The following is a 19366-nucleotide window of genomic DNA, read 5'->3' as shown; positions in this document are numbered from 1 at the left end:
CGCTTGAGGAGATAGAAGAAGCGTACGAATTGTATCGCGAAAACACAAACTCCCCCGTCTCGAAGAAGACATTCGTTCAGATCATAGAAGCGTGGCTCACAGTAAGTGGTGACTCATACTACGAAGAGTGGAAAAAACAACACTTCGCGTCAGCCCCGGAAGACCCTGACGGGCGGGGAGGTGGAGATTGACCCGGCGCGCTCGCTTTACAAAGTCGGAGATGGATCGACTGTTCAGCGCTGCCAAGCGCAACGGCGTCCATGTGCGGATCGTGCCGACGAAGGACAGTTTCATTGCGGAGATGATTGAGCCAGACCATAGGATAGCGGGCAAAAACCGGGACGAGCCAATTGTCAAGGATGAGGAAATCATTCTTTGATAGACGACATGCCCAGGCCGCGACCGCCATATCTTCAGAAGCATCTTCGTGCAGACGGTTCGACTGTCTGGTACGTACGTCGTGGGAAGGGACCGCGCATTCGCATCCATGGCGCTTATGGCTCTCCGGAATTCACCGCGGAGTACCACGCTGCTGTCGCCGGCCATGAAGCCCCCAAAAAGGGGGTAGCGCCATCTGGAACTCTTTCCTGGCTCGTGAAGCGCTATCATGATTCAGGCGCGTGGGCTTCACTGTCGCTGGCTACTAGGCGCAAGTACGAGCTTATCCTTAAGCAGGTGACGGACAAATCCGGCGACAAGCCCTATGTCGCGATCAATCGCAAGCACATCGTTGAAGGACGAGAACGCCGAAAGGCCACGCCATTCCAAGCTAACAATTTCCTGAAAGCCATGCGCGGTCTGTTCAAGTGGGCCGTTGATGCCGATCTGGTGAAGGCCGATCCGACACAGGGCGTTTCAAGCCTTCGCGTCAAGACCGAGGGTTTCCATGCATGGACTGAGTATGAGGTAGAAAAGTACGAGGCCAAGTGGAAGATCGGGACGCGCGAACGTCTCGCCTTCGATATCCTAATCTATACCGGCCTTCGCCGCGGAGATGCTGTGCGCCTTGGCCGGCAGCATATCCGCAACGGCGTCTTTTCGATCAAGAGCGAGAAGACAGGTGAATGGATCATTGCGCCAGTTCTAGCGAGCCTTCAGGCCAGTATCGATGCCGGCCCAACGGGTGAGCTAACATTTATCGTTGGCGAGCACGGCCGACCGATGACGAAGGCAGGCTTCGGCAACTGGTTCAGCAAGGTCTGCGACGATACAGGCGTGCTTGGTTCTGCCCACGGCCTACGAAAGGCAGGCGCGACAAGGGCCGCGAACAACGGTGCCACAGTCGCCCAGCTCGAAGCCATATTTGGTTGGAAGGGCGGCGGCATGGCGTCGTTGTATACCCGGAAAGCTAACCGGGAAAAGCTTGCCAGGGAAGCCATGTCGAAGCTTGAGAGCGAACAGGAAGTGAACCGCTATGCCCCACAAGGGGAACCGGATGCCCACAAAGCCGAAAAATGATAGGAAAATCAAATGCGAATTGTTTCGATGGTGGGCGCACTAGGGCTCGAACCTAGGACCCGCTGATTAAGAGTCAGCTGCTCTACCAACTGAGCTATGCGCCCATCGAAACAATCAGAGCGCGGAAGGTTGCCGCGCTCGACGGGGGGCGATGTAGCAAAGCTCTTTCCGCGTGTCTAGCGTGTGACGACAATTTTCTTTGGGTTTTTTGAAATCCTGTGGGAGCGTGCTATTCGACAGACATATTCCAACCCCGATGCTTCCAACCAAATCATTGCCGGAGGACGTTGATGCCGCCCACTAAATTTGGCGTAGGTCAGGCTGTGCGCCGCAAGGAGGACCACGCCTTCATCACCGGTACCGGACGCTATGTCGACGACGAATCCCGCGATGGCGTGCTGCGGGCCTACGTCCTGCGCTCGCCTCACGCCCATGCCCGCTTCAGCATCGGCGATCTCACCGACGCCAGGTCCATGCCCGGCGTGAAGTTGATTCTCACGGCGAGCGACATCGAAAAGCTGGGCGACCTGCCATGCCAGGCACTCATGAAGAATTCGGACGGCAAGAATCAGAAGCCGCTGCCCTATCCGCTGCTGGCGCGCGACGTGGTGCGCCATGTCGGCGATGCAGTGGCCTTCGTCGTGGCCGATTCGCTGACAGAAGCCCGCGATGCGGCCGAGGCGATCCCCGTGGACTACGAGCCGCTGGAGGCCATCGTCGGTTCGATCGCCGCTCTCGAATCCGGAGCGCCTCTGGTCTGGCCGGAGCACGGCTCGAACCTTGCGTATGATGCTCAGATCGGAAACCAGAAGAAGGTCGCCAGGGCATTCGAGAAGGCGTCGCGGGTCGTCTCCCTCGAGGTGGTGAACAACCGCCTCGTGGCGAACTACATGGAACCCAGAGGCTGTCTCGCCGAATGGGACGGCAGCCGCTTCACGCTCACCGTGGGCAGCCAGGGCGTGCACAGCATGCGGGATACGCTGGCCAAATCCATCTTCAAGGTGAAGCCGGATCGTGTCCACGTGAAGACCGGCGATGTCGGCGGCGGTTTCGGCACCAAGGCCTTCATGTACCGCGAATATCCCCTGTCGCTTGAGGCCGCTCGCAGGCTCGGCAGGCCGGTGAAGTGGTTCGCCGACCGTGGCGAGCATTTTCTCGCCGATACGCAGGGCCGCGACAATGTCAGCCGCATCGAGGCGGCGCTCGACAGGCGCTCGAAAATCCTCGCGGTCAAGATCGACATCATCGGCGATCTCGGCGCCTATCTGTCGCAATATGCGCCCTTCATTCCCTGGCTCGGCGCCCTGATGGCAACCGGCGCCTATGCCATCGGCGCCATGGACGTGCGCGTGCGCGGCGTCCTCACCAACACACTCCCGGTGGACGCCTATCGCGGCGCAGGTCGTCCGGAAGCCGCCTATCTGATCGAGCGGCTGATGGACGCGATCGCGTTCGAGACCGGGCTTTCCGTCGATACCGTCCGTGCACGCAACTTCGTCACGCCCGGGCAGATGCCTTTCAAGGCGCCGACCGGGCGTACCTATGATTCGGGTGAGTTCGAAGGCCACATGCGCAAGGCCATGGAAGTTGCCGGCTGGGGCAGCTTCAAGGCGCGCTGGCAGGCCTCAAGGAAGGCCGGCAAGTTCCTCGGCATAGGTATGTCGACCTATATCGAGGCCTGCGCCGACGGACCCAAGGAAGCGGCCAGCGTGAAGCTGGAGAAGGACGGCACGGCTACCGTGCTGATCGGGACGCAGACCAACGGGCAGGGCCACCTCACGGCCTATGCCCAGTTCGTGTCGCAGTATCTCGACCTGCCGCTCGACAGGATAAACGTCATTCAGGGCGACTCCGACCTTATCAAGACGGGCGGCGGCACGGGGGGCTCCCGCTCAATCCCGGTGGGCGGCGCTTCGGTCGCGCGCGCCAGCCAGACGCTGGCTGACAGGCTCAAGCAACTCGCCTCCGAGGAACTCGAGGCGGGCATCGCCGATCTCGAGATCGTGGACGGCCGCATCCGGGTGGTAGGCACCGACAAGGCGATCGATTTCGCTTCGATCGCCCGCCTGCCGAAGGCGACGCCGGATCTTCTCACCGCGGAGAATGATTATCAGCCGGGCGAGGCGACCTATCCGAACGGCACGCATGTCTGCGAGGTCGAAGTCGACCCGCTGACCGGCGTCACGGACATCCTCGCTTATACCATCGTGGACGACTTCGGCATGGTGGTGAACCCGCTGCTCCTCGAAGGCCAGGTCCACGGCGGTGTGGTGCAGGGAATCGGCCAGGCACTTCTGGAGCGCACCGTCTACAGCGACGACGGCCAACTCCTGACCGCCTCGCTCACGGACTATGCGTTGCCGCGCGCCGATGACCTGCCCTTCATCCACTTCGAGACGCGCAACGTGCCGTGCAAGAACAATCCGCTTGGCGTCAAGGGAGCAGGGGAAGCCGGCACGATCGGCGCCGCCCCAGCGGTGATGAACGCACTGATCGACGCACTCCGGCGCGGCGTCGGCGTTACCAGGCTCGATATGCCTGCGACGCCCGAAGTCGTCTGGCGGACGATCCAGGAGGCCTCCAGCCGGAAGCAGGCCGCCGAATGATGCCATGGTGTGCGGCAGATTGCCGAATTCGAGGCGGCGGTGAAGCTCGCTCCTCGGATTCGGCAATCTGCCGCATGCCCGGATGATCCCTCTCGCAACGTAAAAACACTTTCCTCGTTTGTGGTTCCGCCGTATTGTCCGGTGGAACAAACGATTGTTCGTCATAACAAACGAAGGCAAGTATGAGCGGACTGGACAAGCGGAGCGAACTCGATGCCGGCGCCGTGGCGCTGTCGGGCCAGCTCGGCAAGACGGTTCAGCGCCTGCGCAAGGCCTACAATCTGTCCCTGTCGGAATTGGCGGAGCAGTCTGGCGTCGCCAAGTCGATCATCAGCCAGATCGAACGCAACGAAACCAATCCGACTCTCGCCACCATCTGGCGCCTGTCGCAGGCGCTCGACGTCTCGATCGAGCGTGTGCTCGGCAGCGTCGAGGACGAACCGTTCATCGAGAAGACGACACGTGTCGATACGCCCGTCATCATTTCGGACGACGGCAAGTGCCGTCTGGCCGTGGTTGGCTGGCTGAAGACCGTCGAATGGCTGCAGTGGTATGATTTCCAGGCCGAACCGGGCGGTGTGCTGGAGAGCGACGCCCATCAGCGGGGATCGGTGGAATGCCTGTCGATCCTCACCGGCGAGGTCGAGGTGGAAGTGGCCGGCGCGATCGAAACGGCAGGCCCCGGCGAAACGTTGCGCTATCGCTGCGACCGGCACCACGCCATTCGCGTGCTCGGCGACAAGGCCGTGCATGCAACGATGGTCTGCTTCATGAAGGCGGCGCTGATGGAGTAGGGGGACGCTACCGAAGGGCGCTCCTCGCGAATCTCCGCTGATGAGAACGAGCGCTTGCTATTCAGTCTCCAGACCCAGTTCGAGTTGCTGATCGTCCGCGCTCTGGCCGCTCTCGAAGCCAGACATCGTCACGCCCAGCAGCCTGATGCCCTTGGCCGGCGGCAAGACGCTGCGCACCAGTTCGATACTGATGGACCCCAGGAGTTGGTGTGAATGCACCGGCACCGAGAGCGTGCGGCTGCGCGTCGCCTGCTGGAAATCGGCATATTTGATCTTCACCGTCACGGTCCGGCCGAAAGCCCGGGCTTTCTCGCACCAGGCCCAGACCTCGTCTGCCATCGCCAGGACGCCGGCCTCGATGTCGGCCGGTTCGGTAAGGTCTTCCGAGAAGGTGGTTTCCGATCCGGACGATTTGCGGGGACGATCCGGCTGTACCGCTCGGTCATCCTCGCCGCGGGCGATGGCGTGGTACCAGGCGCCGGCCTTGCCGAAGTGCCGTCGCAGGAACTCGGGGGATTGGTCCCGCAGATCGGCGCCCGTGAAGATGCCGAGCTGGTTCATCTTCGCTGCCGTCACGGGCCCGATGCCATGAAACCGGCCTACCGGCAGCCGTTCCACGAAGGCGGCGCCCATGGCGGGCGTGATCGTGTATTGCCCATTGGGCTTGTGGTGGTCGGAAGCAAGCTTGGCGAGGAATTTGTTGTAGGAGATTCCCGCAGATGCCGTCAGGCCCGTTTCCTCGAAGATCCGGGAGCGGATCTTGCCTGCCGTTCCGGAAGCCGTGGCGAGGCCCCGCAGGTTCTCGGTAACGTCGAGATAGGCCTCGTCGAGCGAGAGCGGCTCGATCAGCGTAGTGAACTCGGCGAAGATCGCATGGATCTGGCGTGATACTGCGCGATACATCTCGAATCGGGGCGGCACGAAGATCAATTCCGGGCATTGGCGCAAGGCGGTCGAAGACGGCATGGCCGACCTCACCCCGAATGCTCGCGCTTCGTAGCTCGCCGCCGCCACGACACCGCGCTTGGCGGCATATCCCACCGCAACCGGCCTGCCGCGCAAAGCAGAATCGTCGCGCTGTTCGACGGACGCGTAGAAGGCATCCATGTCGATATGGATGATTTTGCGGATGGGCGGAGAGGACATGGCGTTGCGATTGTAGCAGGCGTCAATGCCCAATGGTGTCAGCTGACTCGATGACACCAATGAAATCTTCGGCGGCCGGATCCGCGATCGAGAAATCTCGGACGGCGCCGGTAGCCACGCTTGCGTGCTGTTGGGAGACGGCCGTCGTGCCTTCCTGACGCTGGTGTCCAGAGTGGCGCCGCCAGCCGCTCGGTCGAGGGACGGGGGGCGGCCATTTCGGCACTCCCTCCGCCCCAATGGATCGGCAGGCCTCCCCGGTGCGTGCGAACTCCTGTTTGGCACGTAGCAAAAATCGAGCTTTTCTGTTCTTTTCATGCGATTGGATCGGGCGTGTTCGTATAAGTGACTGTGCGCTTGATCAAATTCGGATTCGATTTGAATGGATTAGGCTATATTCTTCCGTCGACCGTCCTCTTGGATTGAGTGTGATCGATCGGCGATTTCAAGATTCACGAAACATCCTGACGGGGGTTCAAAAAGGGGGGGCGACGAACAGCCCGAGTTGAAGATTCAGTACCCTCTTTATTTGGCAAAATTCCGAAGACGATGAGAAGATGGTAGCCAGAAGTCTCCCTTTGATCGGAAAGGTGTTCGTTCTTGCGTTCGTGCTGATCGCAACGGTCGTTTGGGCACATGGCGCAAAGTCTCAAGGTGTAGACAAGCCTGCGGATCCATCCGCCGCGAGCGGCCGGGAAATCATCGTCGGCACCCGGCAAGTTCCCCCATTCGCTATGAAGTCGGAGGACGGAACCTGGACGGGGCTGAGCATCGAGCTCTGGCAGAAGACTGCAGCGCAGTTGAACCTGCACTATCGCTTCGCCGAGGCGCCGACCGTTCAGGATCTGCTGGATGGCGTCAAGGCAGGAAAATTCGACGCGGCGATAGGGGCCATCACGGTGACGGCCGATCGGGAGAAGGTCGTCGATTTTTCGCAGTCATTCTACGTCTCCGGCCTCGGAATCGCGACACCGCTCAATCGGGAGGCGAACTGGCGTCCGATCATGCGTTCGCTGACCTCTTTCGGATTTCTCCAGGCGGTAATTGCGCTTGTCGTCATTTCCCTGGTGGTCGGCCTGCTGATCTGGATGTTCGAACGCCGCCACAATGACGATTTTGGTGGCCATCCTGCCAAGGGGCTGGCGTCGAGCTTCTGGTGGTCGACGATTGCGATGACGCAGGCCAGCACCGGGGATTTCGGCCCCCGAACCCTGCCGGGCCGAATACTCGCAATCGTATGGATGATCGCATCGATCATAGCCCTCGCCATTTTTACCGCCGGCGTGACCTCGGTCCTGACCACGGCGCAACTGGAAGGGCTCGTCCACGGGCCCGACGATCTGTCATCCGTCCGGGTCGGAAACGTCTCCATGTCCTCCACCGAGGCCTATCTCGACGGAGCGCGTATAGCCCATCGGGGCTATCCCACGTTGCGGGACGGCTTGAGGGCGCTGGAAGCGGGCAATCTCGACGCTTTCGTCTATGATCGGCCCCTGATGCAATGGGCCGTTTCGCAGAACTTCGCCAATACGCTGCAGGTGTTGGACGTGACGTTCGACAACCAGAATTATGCGATCGTTCTGCCAAACGGCAGTCCCCTTCGAAAGCAGATCGATATCGTCATGCTCGAGACGCTCGAGACGGACTGGTGGAAGCAGACCTCCTTCCGATATCTTGGCGAAAAATAGGGACCTCGCTCCCGAACGGCGGCCGTTGCGGTATCCTCCGAACATTGAATGCCGGCTTCCCGCCGGCTCATCCTCGTACGGGATGGATCTGTCCATCCGGCGCCGGATCCGAGGAACGTCCCCCTTGGGCCGGTTCTTCGCTAAAATCCGATATGCCGTGTCGGACCGGCGCGGCGTCGTTCGTCCTGGGAACATGGATCGCCGATGCAGGTGGCATGGATCACGCGCAGGCGTGATTGCGTCATGCGGATGGCATCGAACGCCGCTCGGATCGCGATCCGCATATGAGAGGAAACCGCATGAGCACGAACGACACCTACCTCGCCGTCTTTCTCGGCAGCAAGAGCAGCCCGCGCATGAAGGCTTGGATGGCGCTTCCTGAAGCCGAGAGACGTACCAGGGAGCAGGAGGGCATTGCCGCCTGGAAGGCCTGGATCGAGAGGAATCCCGCGGCGGTTGCCGCCATGGGCGGGCCGCTCGGCAAGACCAAGAGGGTCAACGAACGGCGCGTCGAGGACGTAAGCAACGAGATGGGGGCCTTCATGGTCGTCCGGGCTGAATCGCATGAGGCTGCTGCAAGGCTGTTCGAAAATCATCCCCATTTCACGATCTTTCCAGGCGAGTGCGTGGAGATCATGCCGGTCCTGCCCATACCAGGAGCTTGATCGGCGTCGCTGTTCCCCCATCACTTCGAGAGGATAGAGAGCATGCCCAGTACCGTACGATTGCACCGTGTTCTGCCGACCAGCCCCGAAAAAGTCTATCGTGCATTCCTCGAAGCGGACGCACTCGCCAAATGGCTTCCACCGAACGGCTTCACCTGCACCGTGCATCATCTCGAACCAAGAGCCGGCGGCACGTTCAGGATGTCGTTCCGGAACTTCACGACGGGCGATAGCCATGCCTTCGGCGGCGAATATGTCGAACTCGTTCCTGGAGAGCGAGTTCGCTATACGGACAAGTTCGATGACCCCAACCTGCCGGGTGAAATGCAGGTGACGGTCGAGATCAGGAAGGTCTCGGTCGGCTCGGAACTGGAAATCGTGCAGGCCGGCATACCGGACGCCATTCCGGTGGAAGCCTGTTATCTCGGCTGGCAGGAGTCGCTACGCAACCTGGCGAGGCTCGTCGAGCCCGAGATCAACCAGTAGTCACCCGACATCGAGCCGGACAGCCCATGAGGAGCCGTCCGGCCGCAATGCACACCAGGGGACCCGCGGCATCTTTCAGATCCTGGAATAGAGGCTCTCCGCCTGTTCGTTCTCGTTGAGCACAAGCCTGTGCTCGGCAGGAGGATGCGCCCTCTGTCCGCAGTCGAGCCTCGGACAGATACGGCAGCCGACGCCGATCGGCACAGCCTGGGCCGGGTTGGAGACGTCGATGCCGTCGGAATAGACCATGTCCTGGGCGTGCGAGACATGGCAGCCGAGGCCGATGGAGAGATAGCGGCGCGGTGCATTGTGGCGGTGGCCGCCCTTGGTCAGAGATTTTGCAATGCAGAAATAGCGCTGGCCCTCGGGCATCTGGCTGACCTGCACGTTGATCTGTCCCGGGTGGAGGAAGGCGGCGTAGACATTCCATCGCGGGCAGGCGCCCGAGTGGCGAGGGATGTGGATGCCTGAGAGCGAGAAGCGCTTGGAAATGTTGCCGGCGATATCCGTCCTGATGAGGTGAAGGGGAATGCCCGCCCGCCCTGGGCGCTGCAGCGTCGTCATGCGATGGCAGACCTGCTCGAAGCTGGCGTTGAAGCGCCGTGCGATGCGATCGATGTCGTAGCGCGTCTCACGGCAGGCCTTGAGGAAGGGCTCATAGGGCATGACGAGCGCTCCGGCGAAATAGGCGGCCAGGGCGTGGCGGGCGAGGGCGGGCGCGTCGGAGGGCAGGGTGGCTTCTTCGATGAGGCGATCGATCTCCCGCGCCGCCGCGATGAGGCCGAGGCGATGGGCGGCCGCGAAGACGGCGGTCTCCGGCGGCAGCACGTCGGCGGTCTCGAAAGTCTCATGGTCGCCGCTGAGGCGCCCCGCCAGCCCCTGGGGCAGAGCACCGGAGCGCCAGTTCAAGCCGAAGACATTGGTGAGGTAAAGTTTCAACCCCTGCTCGAAGGAGTCCGAGAGTTGGTCTATCTCGGCTCGGATACGCTCGGCCTGTGCCTCCAGCGCCGGAAAATGGTTGCTGTTCGTCTGCAGGAAATCCGAAACGGCATCCGTGGCGACGTGATAGCCCGCTTCGGCCGCCGAAGTCGCACCGGTGTCGGCGCTTCTGAGCGCCCGGAAGCGATCGAACAGGTGCACGATCGCCCGCCCGATCTGCGGATTGGAGGTGGCGAGGTCTCGCACGTCCTGATTTGTGACGTCACTGTCGGCAAAGAGATCGTCGCCGAAGAGTTCCATCAGATCACCTGCAAGGCGTGAATCATCATTCTCGGCGAGTTCGCCCGCATCGACGCCGAAATAGGCGGCCGTCTTGAGCAGCAGCGGCACGGTCATGCGGCGACGATTGTGCTCGATCAGATTCAGATAGCTCGCCGAGATGCCGAGCGAGCCGGCCAATTGTGCCTGCGAGATCCGCCCCTGCCGGCGCAGCCGCTGGATCTTGCCGCCGATACGAGGGTCCGCTTCCTGCATAACTCTCTCTCCCACCCCGCCGATCTTGACAGGGTTTACACAATTACAACATTTTATTTACAAGTGTTTTCTAGTTAACGCCTTGATTTATCAATATATCTTGCCTTACCGCGCTGCAATGTCAATCATTGACACATCCAGAACTAAGGAGAGTGTCATGGACCAGATGAGACAGAGCAGCGAGTGCGACGAATTCATCACCATCATCGGCGCCAACATGGCCGAGATTAATGCCGAGTTCCGTGCCCAGGGTCTCGCCGATCGAGAGTTTTCGATCGTCCACAGGATCGGCCGCCATCGCTTCACCCGGGTGAGCAGCGGTGCCGCCGAGGAGATGTTCGAGGGGCAGCCGATGATCGCCGCCACCTTCGTGCGGATGCAGAGGTAAGCCGCTGCTGCGCGAACAACCTGTCCGCGCTCGAAGGCGTACGGCTCGAAGGGAAGCGGACATCTTGTCCCCGCATCCCCCCATAGTGCCTTCCGCCAACCGTTCAATTCACTGCCAGAAGACCAGCCAGGAACGACCGTCATGCTCGATACCGTGAAGAACCCTCAGCCCGCAGCCTTCTCCGCGCCCGAATGGGCACCTGACCGTTGGCGCAACATCCGCCGCCTCTTCAGCCGCCGCGATGTAGAGCGCCTCGCCGGTTCGCTCCCTGTGCGCCACACCCTGGCCGAGCACGGTGCGCGGCGGCTCTGGGAATTGCTGCACACGGAGGAATTCGTGCCCACCCTCGGCACCTTCACCGGAAACCAGGCCGTGCAGCAGGTCAAGGCCGGCCTCAAGGCGATCTACCTTTCCGGTTGGCAGGTGGCCGCGGACGCCAACTCCTCCGGCAACATGTATCCGGACCAGAGCCTCTATCCGGTCGACAGCGTGCCTTCCGTCGTGCGCCGGATCAACAAGGCCCTGCAGCGTGCGGACCAGATTCAGACGCTCGAGCGTCTGGACGGCAAGAGCGGGCCTCAGCTCGACTATTTCGTGCCGATCATCGCTGATGCCGAGGCCGGTTTCGGTGGCCAGCTCAACGCTTTCGAATTGATGAAGGCGATGATCGAGGCGGGAGCCGCCGCTGTGCATTTCGAGGACCAGCTGGCGTCCGAGAAGAAATGCGGCCATCTGGGCGGCAAGGTGCTGGTGCCGACGCGGACCTTCATCAAGACGCTGAACGCGGCGCGTCTCGCGGCTGATGTCATGGGCGTGCCCACGCTGATCATGGCCCGCACGGATGCCGAGGCGGCCCGCCTGATCACCTCGGACATCGACGAGCAGGACAGGCCGTTCATCACCGGCGAACGCACGGCCGAAGGCTTCTACGTGCTGAAGGGCGGTTTCGAGGCGGCGATCGCGCGCGGCATCGCCTATGCGCCTTATGCCGACCTCGTCTGGTGCGAGACCTCGACACCAAGCCTCGCTGATGCCAGGCGTTTCGCCGAGGCGGTGCGCAAGGTCCATCCCGACCAGATGCTGGCCTATAACTGTTCGCCGTCCTTCAATTGGGCCAAGCACATGGATGCGGCTGCCATGAAGGCCTTCCAGCGCGAGATCGCAGCCATGGGATACAAGTACCAGTTCATCACGCTGGCCGGCTTCCACAACCTCAGCTTCACCACCTTCGATCTTGCCCGCCGTTACAAGCAGGACGGGATGGCCGCCTATTCCGAGCTGCAGCAGGCCGAATTTGCCGGCGAGGCTCATGGCTTTACCGCAACCCGGCATCAGCGCGAAGTCGGCACGGGCTACTTCGATGCGGTGGCGACGATCCTCGGCGAGGGGCAAAGCTCGACCGCCGCCATGGCTGGATCGACGGAAGTGGCGCAATTCTGACACGAGCGTGCCACCGGGGAGCGCGCAGGTCCGCGCTCCCCGTCGCTACGCCTCGAAGCTCGAACGATTGATGCCGTAACGCTGCAGCTTGTCGTAGAAGGTCTTGCGGGGAATCCCGAGCGCCTGCAGCGTGGCGCGGACATCGCCCTTGTGATGCGTAAGCGCGTCGCGGATGAGCTGGGCTTCATAGGTCTCCAGGCGTTCGGGCAACGTGGCTCCGGCGGGGGAGGCCGCGGGCAGGGCGTCGACCTCTGCCAGTCCGAGTGCGACACGCTCGGCGAAATGAACGAGTTCACGCACGTTGCCCGGCCACTCATGGGTGGCGAGGTGGCGATGGATGGCATCGGACAGCGCAGGCACGTCCCGCTGAAAGCGCCGGCTCGCCTGCCCCAGGAAATAGGTGAAGAGCAGCGGGATGTCCCCGCGCCTTTCCCGCAAGGGCGGTATGCGCAGCGTCACGACATTGAGGCGGTGGAACAGATCCTCGCGAAAGGCGAGCCGATGCTGTGGATCGCCAAGATCGCTCTTGGAGGCCGCCACCACGCGCAAGTCCACCGAATGGGCCGTGTTGCTGCCGAGCGGCGTCACCTCCCGCTGCTCCAGCACGCGCAGGAGCCGCGCCTGTGCACCGGGCGACATGCTCTCGATTTCGTCGAGGAACAGGGTGCCGCCGCTCGAATGCTCGATCAGTCCCACGCGCTTCTTGAGCGCTCCGGTGAAGGCACCGCTCTCATGGCCGAACAGTTCGCTCTCGAGCACGGTTTCGGGCAGCGCGCCGCAATTGAGGGCGACGAAATGGCCACTGCGGCGTCGCCCCAGGCGATGCAACTGGTCGGCGACCAGTTCCTTTCCGGTGCCGGTCTCCCCGATGACCAGGACGTCCACATCCGCGTCGGCGATGGCCTTGAGCGTGTCGCGCAGGCGCTGCATGGCCGGGGCTTCGCCCATCAGGGGGGAAGTCGTCTGCGCCGCGGCGGCCGCCACACGCAGGCGTCGGTTCTCCATCACCAGCCTGCGCTTCTCGGCAGCCCGGCGCACGCTCTGGATAAGCCTGTCGGACGCGAAGGGCTTGGCAAGGAAGTCGTAGGCGCCTTCGCGCATGGCTTCGACGGCAGTGGCGATATCGCCATGACCGGTGATCAGGATCACCGGCAGGTCCTCGTCGCGACCGCGCAGCGTGCGGAACAGTTCCATGCCGTCGATGCCCGGCATGCGCAGGTCTGTGACGACGATACCCTCGAAGGTTTCGTCGAGCGTCTGCAGCGCCGAGACGGCGGAGTCGAACAGGAGCGGTTCGAAGCCTGCCAGGCGCAGGGTCTGCTCGTTCGCCTCGCGCAGATCCTTGTCGTCATCCACGAAGGCGATGGGCAGGGGAGGCGGCCCGTTCATTCCGCACCTCGCAAGGTTATGACGAATCGGCAGCCCTGCCCGGGTTCGCTCGAGACCTCCAGCCGGCCGCCGAATTCCTCGACGATGTCACGCGAAATCACCAGCCCCAAACCGACGCCGCGTGGCTTGGTCGTGAGGAAGGGTGTGAAGAGGTTGGCCATCACCTCCGGTGCGACGCCCGGGCCATTGTCGGCGACTGCAAGCCGGACGATGCCGTCTTCGGTCAGTAGATCGATGCGGATGGCCTGGCCCTCGCGCCCTTCCATGGCTTCGAGCGCATTCTGCAGCAGATTGACGAGGACCTGTTCGAGCCGCACGCGGTTGGCCATCACCTTCAGCGTGGCCGCCACTTTGGGCACGGCCAACGCGGCGTTCTGGCGCCGAGCCCGGATGCCGACGAGCAGGAGAGCCCCGTCCAGGACCTCCTTCACCGAAACGGGCCCGAACTCGCCGGTCGCCTTGCGCGAGAAACGGCGCAACTGCGCGATGATGTCGGCGATCTTGTCGGTCAGTCCGGCGATGGTGGCCATGTTCTTGCGAGCCTGGTCAGGGTCGCTGCGCTCCAGGAAAGTGACGGCGTTGTCGGCGAAACTCCGGATGGCGGCGACGGGCTGGTTGACCTCATGCGCCAGGCCGGCGGTGACCTGGCCGAGCATGGCGAGGCGATTGGCCTGCGCCAGTTCGTCCCGCGCGACCTGGAGCTTCGCCTCGACCTTCTGGCGCTCGTCGATCTCGGCCGAGAGGCGGGTGTTGATCAGGCGCAGATCCTGCGTGCGTTCCGCGACGCGCTGTTCCAGCTCGGTCTGTGACTCCGTCAGTCCGGCCGTGCGCTCGATCGCGCGCTGGCGGCGCAGCAGGAGGATGCCTAGCAGCACGAGGGCAGAACCGACGATGCCGAAGGTGCTGGCCCGCATCGTCGCGGCACCGGCCGAAAGGGCGTCGCCCGCGGGTTCGAGGAGATGCAGTCGCCAGTCTGTCGTGGGCACGTCGCTCTCGCTGGCCAGGTGCACGCCCTTGCCCGCCACGGTCACGAAATCGGTGCCCGGTATGGCCTGATCGCTGCGAGACAGCGGAATGGGCGTCAGCGGCGCATCGCCGAACTGCAGGGAAGCGCGGATCTTGTCTTTGTCTCCCGGTGGGATGGGTGCCTGCGCCAGGAAGCGCCAGTCCGGCACGCTGGTCAGAAGCACGATGCCGCGCGGGTCGGTGACGTAGACGGCGGCACCGGATTGGCGCCAGTCGGCCTCCACATTGAAGAACTCGACCTTGATGACGATCACCCCCAGAAATCCGCGGGGGCCTTCGACTCGGCGGGCGACATAGAGGCCGGGCCGCTGGCTCACCGTGCCCAGGGCGTAATGGTCGGCCTGCCCTTCCGATGCGGCGACGGTGAAATAGGGCCGGAACAGGTAATTGGTGCCGACGAAGCTGGTCGACTCCCGCCAATTGCTGGAGGAGATGGCCGTCGCGGATTTGTCGATCAGATAGATCACCGCAGAGCGTGTGCCCGCATTGAGCGTCTCCAGCTTGGCGTTCATCGCGGCCAGATGGGCAGGATCCGGCGTATCGAGCGTCCCGATGACATCAGGATCGCGAGAAAGCACGAAGGCGAGGATGCGCTGCTTGTCCAGTTCGCTGCGGAGCACCGCGACGTCGAGGGTAACCCGCCCATTGGCGCGGGCGCGCAAGCCATCGGCGGCTGCCTGAACCCCGTAGCCGCCCGCGAGCCAGGTGGAAGCAAGCAGGCTCGCCAGCGCAAACCCGATGAAAATCAGCCACTCCAGGCGCCGTCGCCGCCGTCGCTGTTCAGCACCGTTCATGCGTCCTCCCGAGGTCACAGAATGTGTGGAAAATCGCACTTAGGCAATATCGTTGTGTGGATTTTCGCCCACATCAGTGTGCTGAGGCGCCCCCTTTGGAAATATTTCTATATATATCAATACTTTATGAGTTTGGCATTGTTCTTGCGGGGGAGTTGATCAGCCGCAAACAGAAGGCGGCGTCGAGGAAACCCTTTCGGGCCAGGCATGGGATGCCGGTGCCCCATGGAGGAAAGCATGATCTCCGCCAGCGATATCGCGGCACCGCAGCCGCCGCGCCGGAAGCCGATTTACGCCAGTCTCTATTTCCAGGTCATCGTCGCCATCGCGATCGGGATCCTGCTCGGCCATTTCTACCCCAGTTGGGGAGCGGCGATGAAGCCGCTGGGCGATGCGTTCATCAAGATCGTCAAGATGGTGATCACGCCGGTGATCTGCCTAACCGTCATCACCGGCATCGCCGGCATGCATGACCTGAAGAAGTTGGGCCGTGTCGTAGGCAAGGCATTCATCTACTTCCTCACCTTTTCCACATTTGCGCTGATCGTCGGCCTGATCGTCGGCAACGTCATCCGTCCGGGCGCCGGCCTCAATGTCGATCCGGCGACGCTCGATCCCAAGGCGGTGGCCGACTATGCCGCCAAGGCGCATGACCAGACGATCGTCGGCTTCCTGATGAACATCATCCCCAACAATCCGATCAGTGCGCTGGCGGGCGGGGATGTGCTGCAGGTCCTGTTCTTCTCAGTGTTGTTCGGTATTGCCCTGGCTCTCGTCGGTGAGCGTGGCGCCCCTCTGATGACGGTGCTGAACTCCCTGTCGGCGGCGATGTTTCGCATGGTCGCCATCCTGATGAAGGCCGCCCCGATCGGCGCGTTCGGCGCCATGGCCTTCACCATAGGGGCCTTCGGTATCGGCTCGGTCGCCAACCTTCTCATGCTGATAGGCACCTTCTACCTCACTTCGCTGCTCTTCGTGCTGGTCGTGCTCGGTGCCGTCTGTTGGTACAACGGCTTCTCGATCATCGCTCTGATCCGCTACATCAAGGAGGAACTGCTGCTCGTTCTCGGCACCTCGTCGTCCGAGGCCGCACTTCCCACGCTGATGGACAAGATGGAGCGGGCCGGATGCCGCAAGTCGGTTGTGGGTATCGTCATCCCGACCGGCTATTCCTTCAATCTCGACGGCACCAACATCTATATGACGCTGGCGGCCCTGTTCATCGCCCAGGCTACCGGCATAGAACTCAGCCTCTGGCAGCAGATAGGGCTGCTGTTGGTCGCGATGATCAGTTCCAAGGGGGCGGCCGGTATCACGGGCGCGGGCTTCATTACCCTGGCGGCTACGCTTGCCGTCGTCCCCGCCGTGCCGGTTGCCGGCATGGCCCTGATCCTCGGTATCGATCGCTTCATGTCGGAATGCCGCGCGTTGACCAACCTCGTCGGCAATGCCGTCGCGACCATCGTCGTCGCGCGCTGGGAGGGGGAACTCGACACCGAACGGCTCGCCGCGGCCCTCAGCGGCGCCGAACTTCCGGCTGAAGAGGGCGCCGTGCTGCAGCCGGCGGAATAAGGCTGCAATGCAGAGGGGTAGAGGCGGATCACGCCTCTACCCGATTTCCAGATCGGCGGTCGCGGGAGCAGCGTCTTCGCGACCCGCCGTCGCCTCGTAGCCCCGGACCCGCAGGCTTCCGAGTTTCGGATTGGCCTCGACGGCGATGCGGGTGATCCCGTTTCGGATTGGAGGCTCGACCCAGGCGAAGGGCAGCATCGACTGGCCTGCATGGGGCATGATGCTGGCCCGGCGAGCGGCGCTGCCGCTCTGCGACTCCTCTTCTTCGCCCCAACGCTTGGCAGAAAGGCCGTAGTCCCAGGTATTCGCGGCGGCGCTCACACCCAAATGCGTGACATGGTCCTCCGGCTTGCGTTCGATGACGCAGGTCTCGTCGGAGGCGATGCCCACCAGCGTGAAGATCGTGTCGGCCGCAATCGGCGTACGTTCGAGCAGTGCCTGGGCCTCCGGGAAATCAGGCGCCGTTTCGAACACATGCCGCAACAGATGCATGGATGGCAGCATTCCCAGTCGCAGCGCCGCCAGATTGGGAATGCCGGAATTGTCGCTGCCATCGGCGGGGGAAGGGCCCTTGTTGATCGAGGCAGCGAAGCGGCCCGGCGCCATGGCGGTGAGCGCCCCCACGGCCCCCGGCCAAGTCACATTCCAATAATCGCCGGCGGCTCCTCGCTGATGCGCGACCTCGACATGGCGTCCGAGCCCGTCGAAATCCCAGTCCAATGTTCTCAGGAGGCGCGCGCTGCTTCCGTCGGGAGCCGGTGCGGCAAGCGTCGTACAACCCCATTCATAGGCGGCATTGAGGAGATACACGCCCTTCTCGGAGAGCAGAGCGGCAATTGCATCCATTTCGCCGACATAGGCCGAGCCACTGGCAATGAGCCAGCGATGGGCAGCGGCATCGAGCCCGTCGACACCCCATTGCATGGCGGCTGGCAGGGAGCCGAGGCAGGCTTTCAAAAGGGCGCTCATCACGGGTACGCGTGCTCGCGCATGCGCGACAGGTCCGCCGTCGCGCGCATCGAAGATCGGGATGGGCGGCAATGTGGTCATGGCTTGTCCCGTGACGGAGGAAACGCCGGCCAGGCCGAATCCTGCAGCAAGTCCGGCCTTGAGGAGGCTGCGGCGGGGAAGGTTCAAATTGCTCATGACAATCACGCCTCCTGCTCCTGCTGTCCAGGGGAAGGACTCTGGCGGGAATTTGCGGCGTTTTTCTCGTCGGAAACTTCGCATGCAAGGCGGGGTATCGAGTCCTGGCGAACGCCGCTCGATACCCCGGCCGCTCGATCACGCGCTCCAGGCGACGAAGGTCTGCTTCTGCGAGCCGAGCTTTTCGATGCCCAGGGTCACTACATTGCCCGGGACGAGGTAGCGGGGAGGTTTCATGCCCATGCCGACGCCGGGCGGAGTTCCCGTCGTGATGACGTCGCCCGGCTCCATGATCATGAACTGCGAGATGTAGTGCACGATATGGGCGACGGCGAAGATCATGGTCTTGGTCGAGCCGGTCTGCATGCGCGTGCCGTCGACGTCGAGCCACATGTCGAGATTCTGGACGTCTCCGACCTCATCGGGGGTGACCAGCCAGGGTCCAAGGGGGCCGAAGGTGGGACAGCCCTTGCCCTTCATCCACTGGCCCGTGCCTTCCGTCTGGTAGGCGCGTTCGGAGACGTCGTTGCACACCGCGTAGCCGGCGACATAGGAAAGGGCATCCTTTTCCTCGACATAGGAAGCACGCTTGCCGATGACGATGGCAAGTTCGACCTCCCAGTCCGTCTTCTGCGAGCCGCGCGGAATGACGACATCGTCATTGGGGCCGACCATGCAGGACGGAGCCTTGTTGAAGAGCACCGGTTCGCGCGGGATCGGCAGGCCACTTTCGGCGGCATGGTCGGCATAGTTCAGGCCGACTGCGATGAAATTGCCGGGCTGGGCGACGCAGGAGCCGAGGCGGGGATTGCCCGTAACCTCCGGCAGCGACGCGTGCGGCAGCGCGGCGATCCTGGCCAGGGATTCGGGCGAGAGGGCATCACCCTTCAGATCGGCAATATGAGCCGACAAATCGCGAATCTTGCCGTCCGCATCGATCAGGCCGGGCTTCTCCGAGCCTGGCTTGCCATACCGTACCAACTTCATAATGAGGTCCTTTGGGCGAGAAATGCAGCCCTTCGGGGCTGTCTTCAAATCATTGATCCTGAACCAAGTGTCGCGGGCGCTGTGCAGCCCGTCGCTCGGCGGGGGGGATCATGCCCAACGGAGGGAAGGGCTGCAAGTATTGTCTGAGAAATCGCGGATCGCGAGCGGAGAAGGGGACATCACGAGAACGCAGCAAGTCCTTGCCTGCGACACACTTGCTTCGGCTACAGGTTTGGCATCGATGCCGGCCAGACGATGCGGCACGCCGTGGCATGGCCTTGGTCTTCCGTGCCGCCTGTCCAATAAATTGC

The 19366-nt window shown here is 62.6% G+C and carries 16 protein-coding genes and 1 tRNA gene; 10 read left to right on the top strand and 7 right to left on the bottom strand.

The features are described 5' to 3' along the window. Positions 1-187 precede the first annotated feature (187 nt). Entirely contained in the window at positions 188-379 is a 192-nt protein-coding gene (locus tag AC6H34_RS26130; protein WP_497540720.1) for a hypothetical protein, read from the top strand. Positions 380-594: 215 nt separating this feature from the next. Then, positions 595-1458, top strand: a complete 864-nt coding sequence (locus AC6H34_RS26125) for a tyrosine-type recombinase/integrase (protein ID WP_497540719.1) — start codon at positions 595-597, stop codon at positions 1456-1458. 28 nt (positions 1459-1486) lie between these two features. Here AC6H34_RS26125 and AC6H34_RS26120 read toward each other — a convergent pair. After that, positions 1487-1562, bottom strand: a tRNA-Lys gene (locus AC6H34_RS26120). Between the two features lie 186 nt (positions 1563-1748). Here AC6H34_RS26120 and AC6H34_RS26115 point away from each other — a divergent pair. Both AC6H34_RS26115 and AC6H34_RS26110 read left to right on the top strand, forming a co-directional pair. Continuing rightward, a complete protein-coding gene (locus tag AC6H34_RS26115) occupies positions 1749-4064 on the top strand; it encodes a xanthine dehydrogenase family protein molybdopterin-binding subunit (protein ID WP_497540718.1) in 2316 nt (771 codons plus the stop codon). Between the two features lie 182 nt (positions 4065-4246). Then, entirely contained in the window at positions 4247-4858 is a 612-nt protein-coding gene (locus tag AC6H34_RS26110; protein ID WP_448147849.1) for a helix-turn-helix domain-containing protein, read from the top strand. A 57-nt stretch (positions 4859-4915) separates the two neighbouring features. Here the strand turns inward: AC6H34_RS26110 and dinB are convergent, their stop codons facing one another. Beyond that, positions 4916-6004 (bottom strand): DNA polymerase IV, encoded by a 1089-nt coding sequence (gene dinB / locus AC6H34_RS26105; RefSeq protein WP_497541283.1) that lies wholly within the window; start codon positions 6002-6004, stop codon positions 4916-4918. Positions 6005-6591: 587 nt separating this feature from the next. Between dinB and AC6H34_RS26100 the strand changes: the two genes are divergently transcribed. The 3 genes from AC6H34_RS26100 (at position 6592) to AC6H34_RS26090 (ending at position 8840) form a co-directional block, all read left to right on the top strand. Beyond that, positions 6592-7689, top strand: a complete 1098-nt coding sequence (locus AC6H34_RS26100; protein WP_497540717.1) for a transporter substrate-binding domain-containing protein — start codon at positions 6592-6594, stop codon at positions 7687-7689. A gap of 299 nt (positions 7690-7988) precedes the next feature. Next, positions 7989-8354: a hypothetical protein gene (locus tag AC6H34_RS26095; protein WP_448147847.1), complete on the top strand. Its 366-nt coding sequence runs from the start codon at positions 7989-7991 to the stop codon at positions 8352-8354. Positions 8355-8396: 42 nt separating this feature from the next. Then, positions 8397-8840, top strand: a complete 444-nt coding sequence (locus tag AC6H34_RS26090) for an SRPBCC family protein (protein WP_497540716.1) — start codon at positions 8397-8399, stop codon at positions 8838-8840. Positions 8841-8915: 75 nt separating this feature from the next. On the opposite strand, the gene AC6H34_RS26085 is transcribed toward AC6H34_RS26090, so the two are convergent. Further along, entirely contained in the window at positions 8916-10313 is a 1398-nt protein-coding gene (locus tag AC6H34_RS26085; RefSeq protein WP_497540715.1) for a helix-turn-helix domain-containing protein, read from the bottom strand. 157 nt (positions 10314-10470) lie between these two features. Here AC6H34_RS26085 and AC6H34_RS26080 point away from each other — a divergent pair, with 157 nt between their 5' ends. Then, positions 10471-10701, top strand: coding sequence for a hypothetical protein (locus AC6H34_RS26080; RefSeq protein WP_448147844.1), 231 nt, complete (start codon positions 10471-10473; stop codon positions 10699-10701). Positions 10702-10842: 141 nt separating this feature from the next. Next, positions 10843-12141: an isocitrate lyase gene (gene aceA, locus AC6H34_RS26075; protein WP_497540714.1), complete on the top strand. Its 1299-nt coding sequence runs from the start codon at positions 10843-10845 to the stop codon at positions 12139-12141. Positions 12142-12186: 45 nt separating this feature from the next. On the opposite strand, the gene AC6H34_RS26070 is transcribed toward aceA, so the two are convergent. Continuing rightward, entirely contained in the window at positions 12187-13530 is a 1344-nt protein-coding gene (locus tag AC6H34_RS26070) for a sigma-54-dependent transcriptional regulator (RefSeq protein ID WP_497540713.1), read from the bottom strand. After that, a complete protein-coding gene (locus AC6H34_RS26065) occupies positions 13527-15350 on the bottom strand; it encodes a sensor histidine kinase (protein WP_497540711.1) in 1824 nt (607 codons plus the stop codon). The genes AC6H34_RS26070 and AC6H34_RS26065 overlap by 4 nt, the downstream gene beginning before the upstream one ends. 237 nt (positions 15351-15587) lie before the next feature. On the opposite strand from AC6H34_RS26065, the gene AC6H34_RS26060 reads away from it, so the two are divergent. Then, positions 15588-16922, top strand: coding sequence for a dicarboxylate/amino acid:cation symporter (locus tag AC6H34_RS26060; RefSeq protein ID WP_448147840.1), 1335 nt, complete (start codon positions 15588-15590; stop codon positions 16920-16922). Between the two features lie 36 nt (positions 16923-16958). On the opposite strand, the gene AC6H34_RS26055 is transcribed toward AC6H34_RS26060, so the two are convergent. Beyond that, complete coding sequence (locus AC6H34_RS26055) at positions 16959-18068, bottom strand: Ntn hydrolase family protein (protein WP_448147839.1); 1110 nt, start codon at positions 18066-18068, stop codon at positions 16959-16961. Between the two features lie 138 nt (positions 18069-18206). After that, the gene (locus AC6H34_RS26050) at positions 18207-19055 is read right to left on the bottom strand and encodes a fumarylacetoacetate hydrolase family protein (RefSeq protein ID WP_448147838.1); all 849 of its coding nucleotides are present in this window, start codon (positions 19053-19055) and stop codon (positions 18207-18209) included. Between the last annotated feature and the right edge of the window lie 311 nt (positions 19056-19366).

The sequence above is a fragment of the Labrys sp. ALF-8 genome (assembly GCF_059699065.1).
This window is presented reverse-complemented; position numbering and strand designations above follow the sequence as displayed.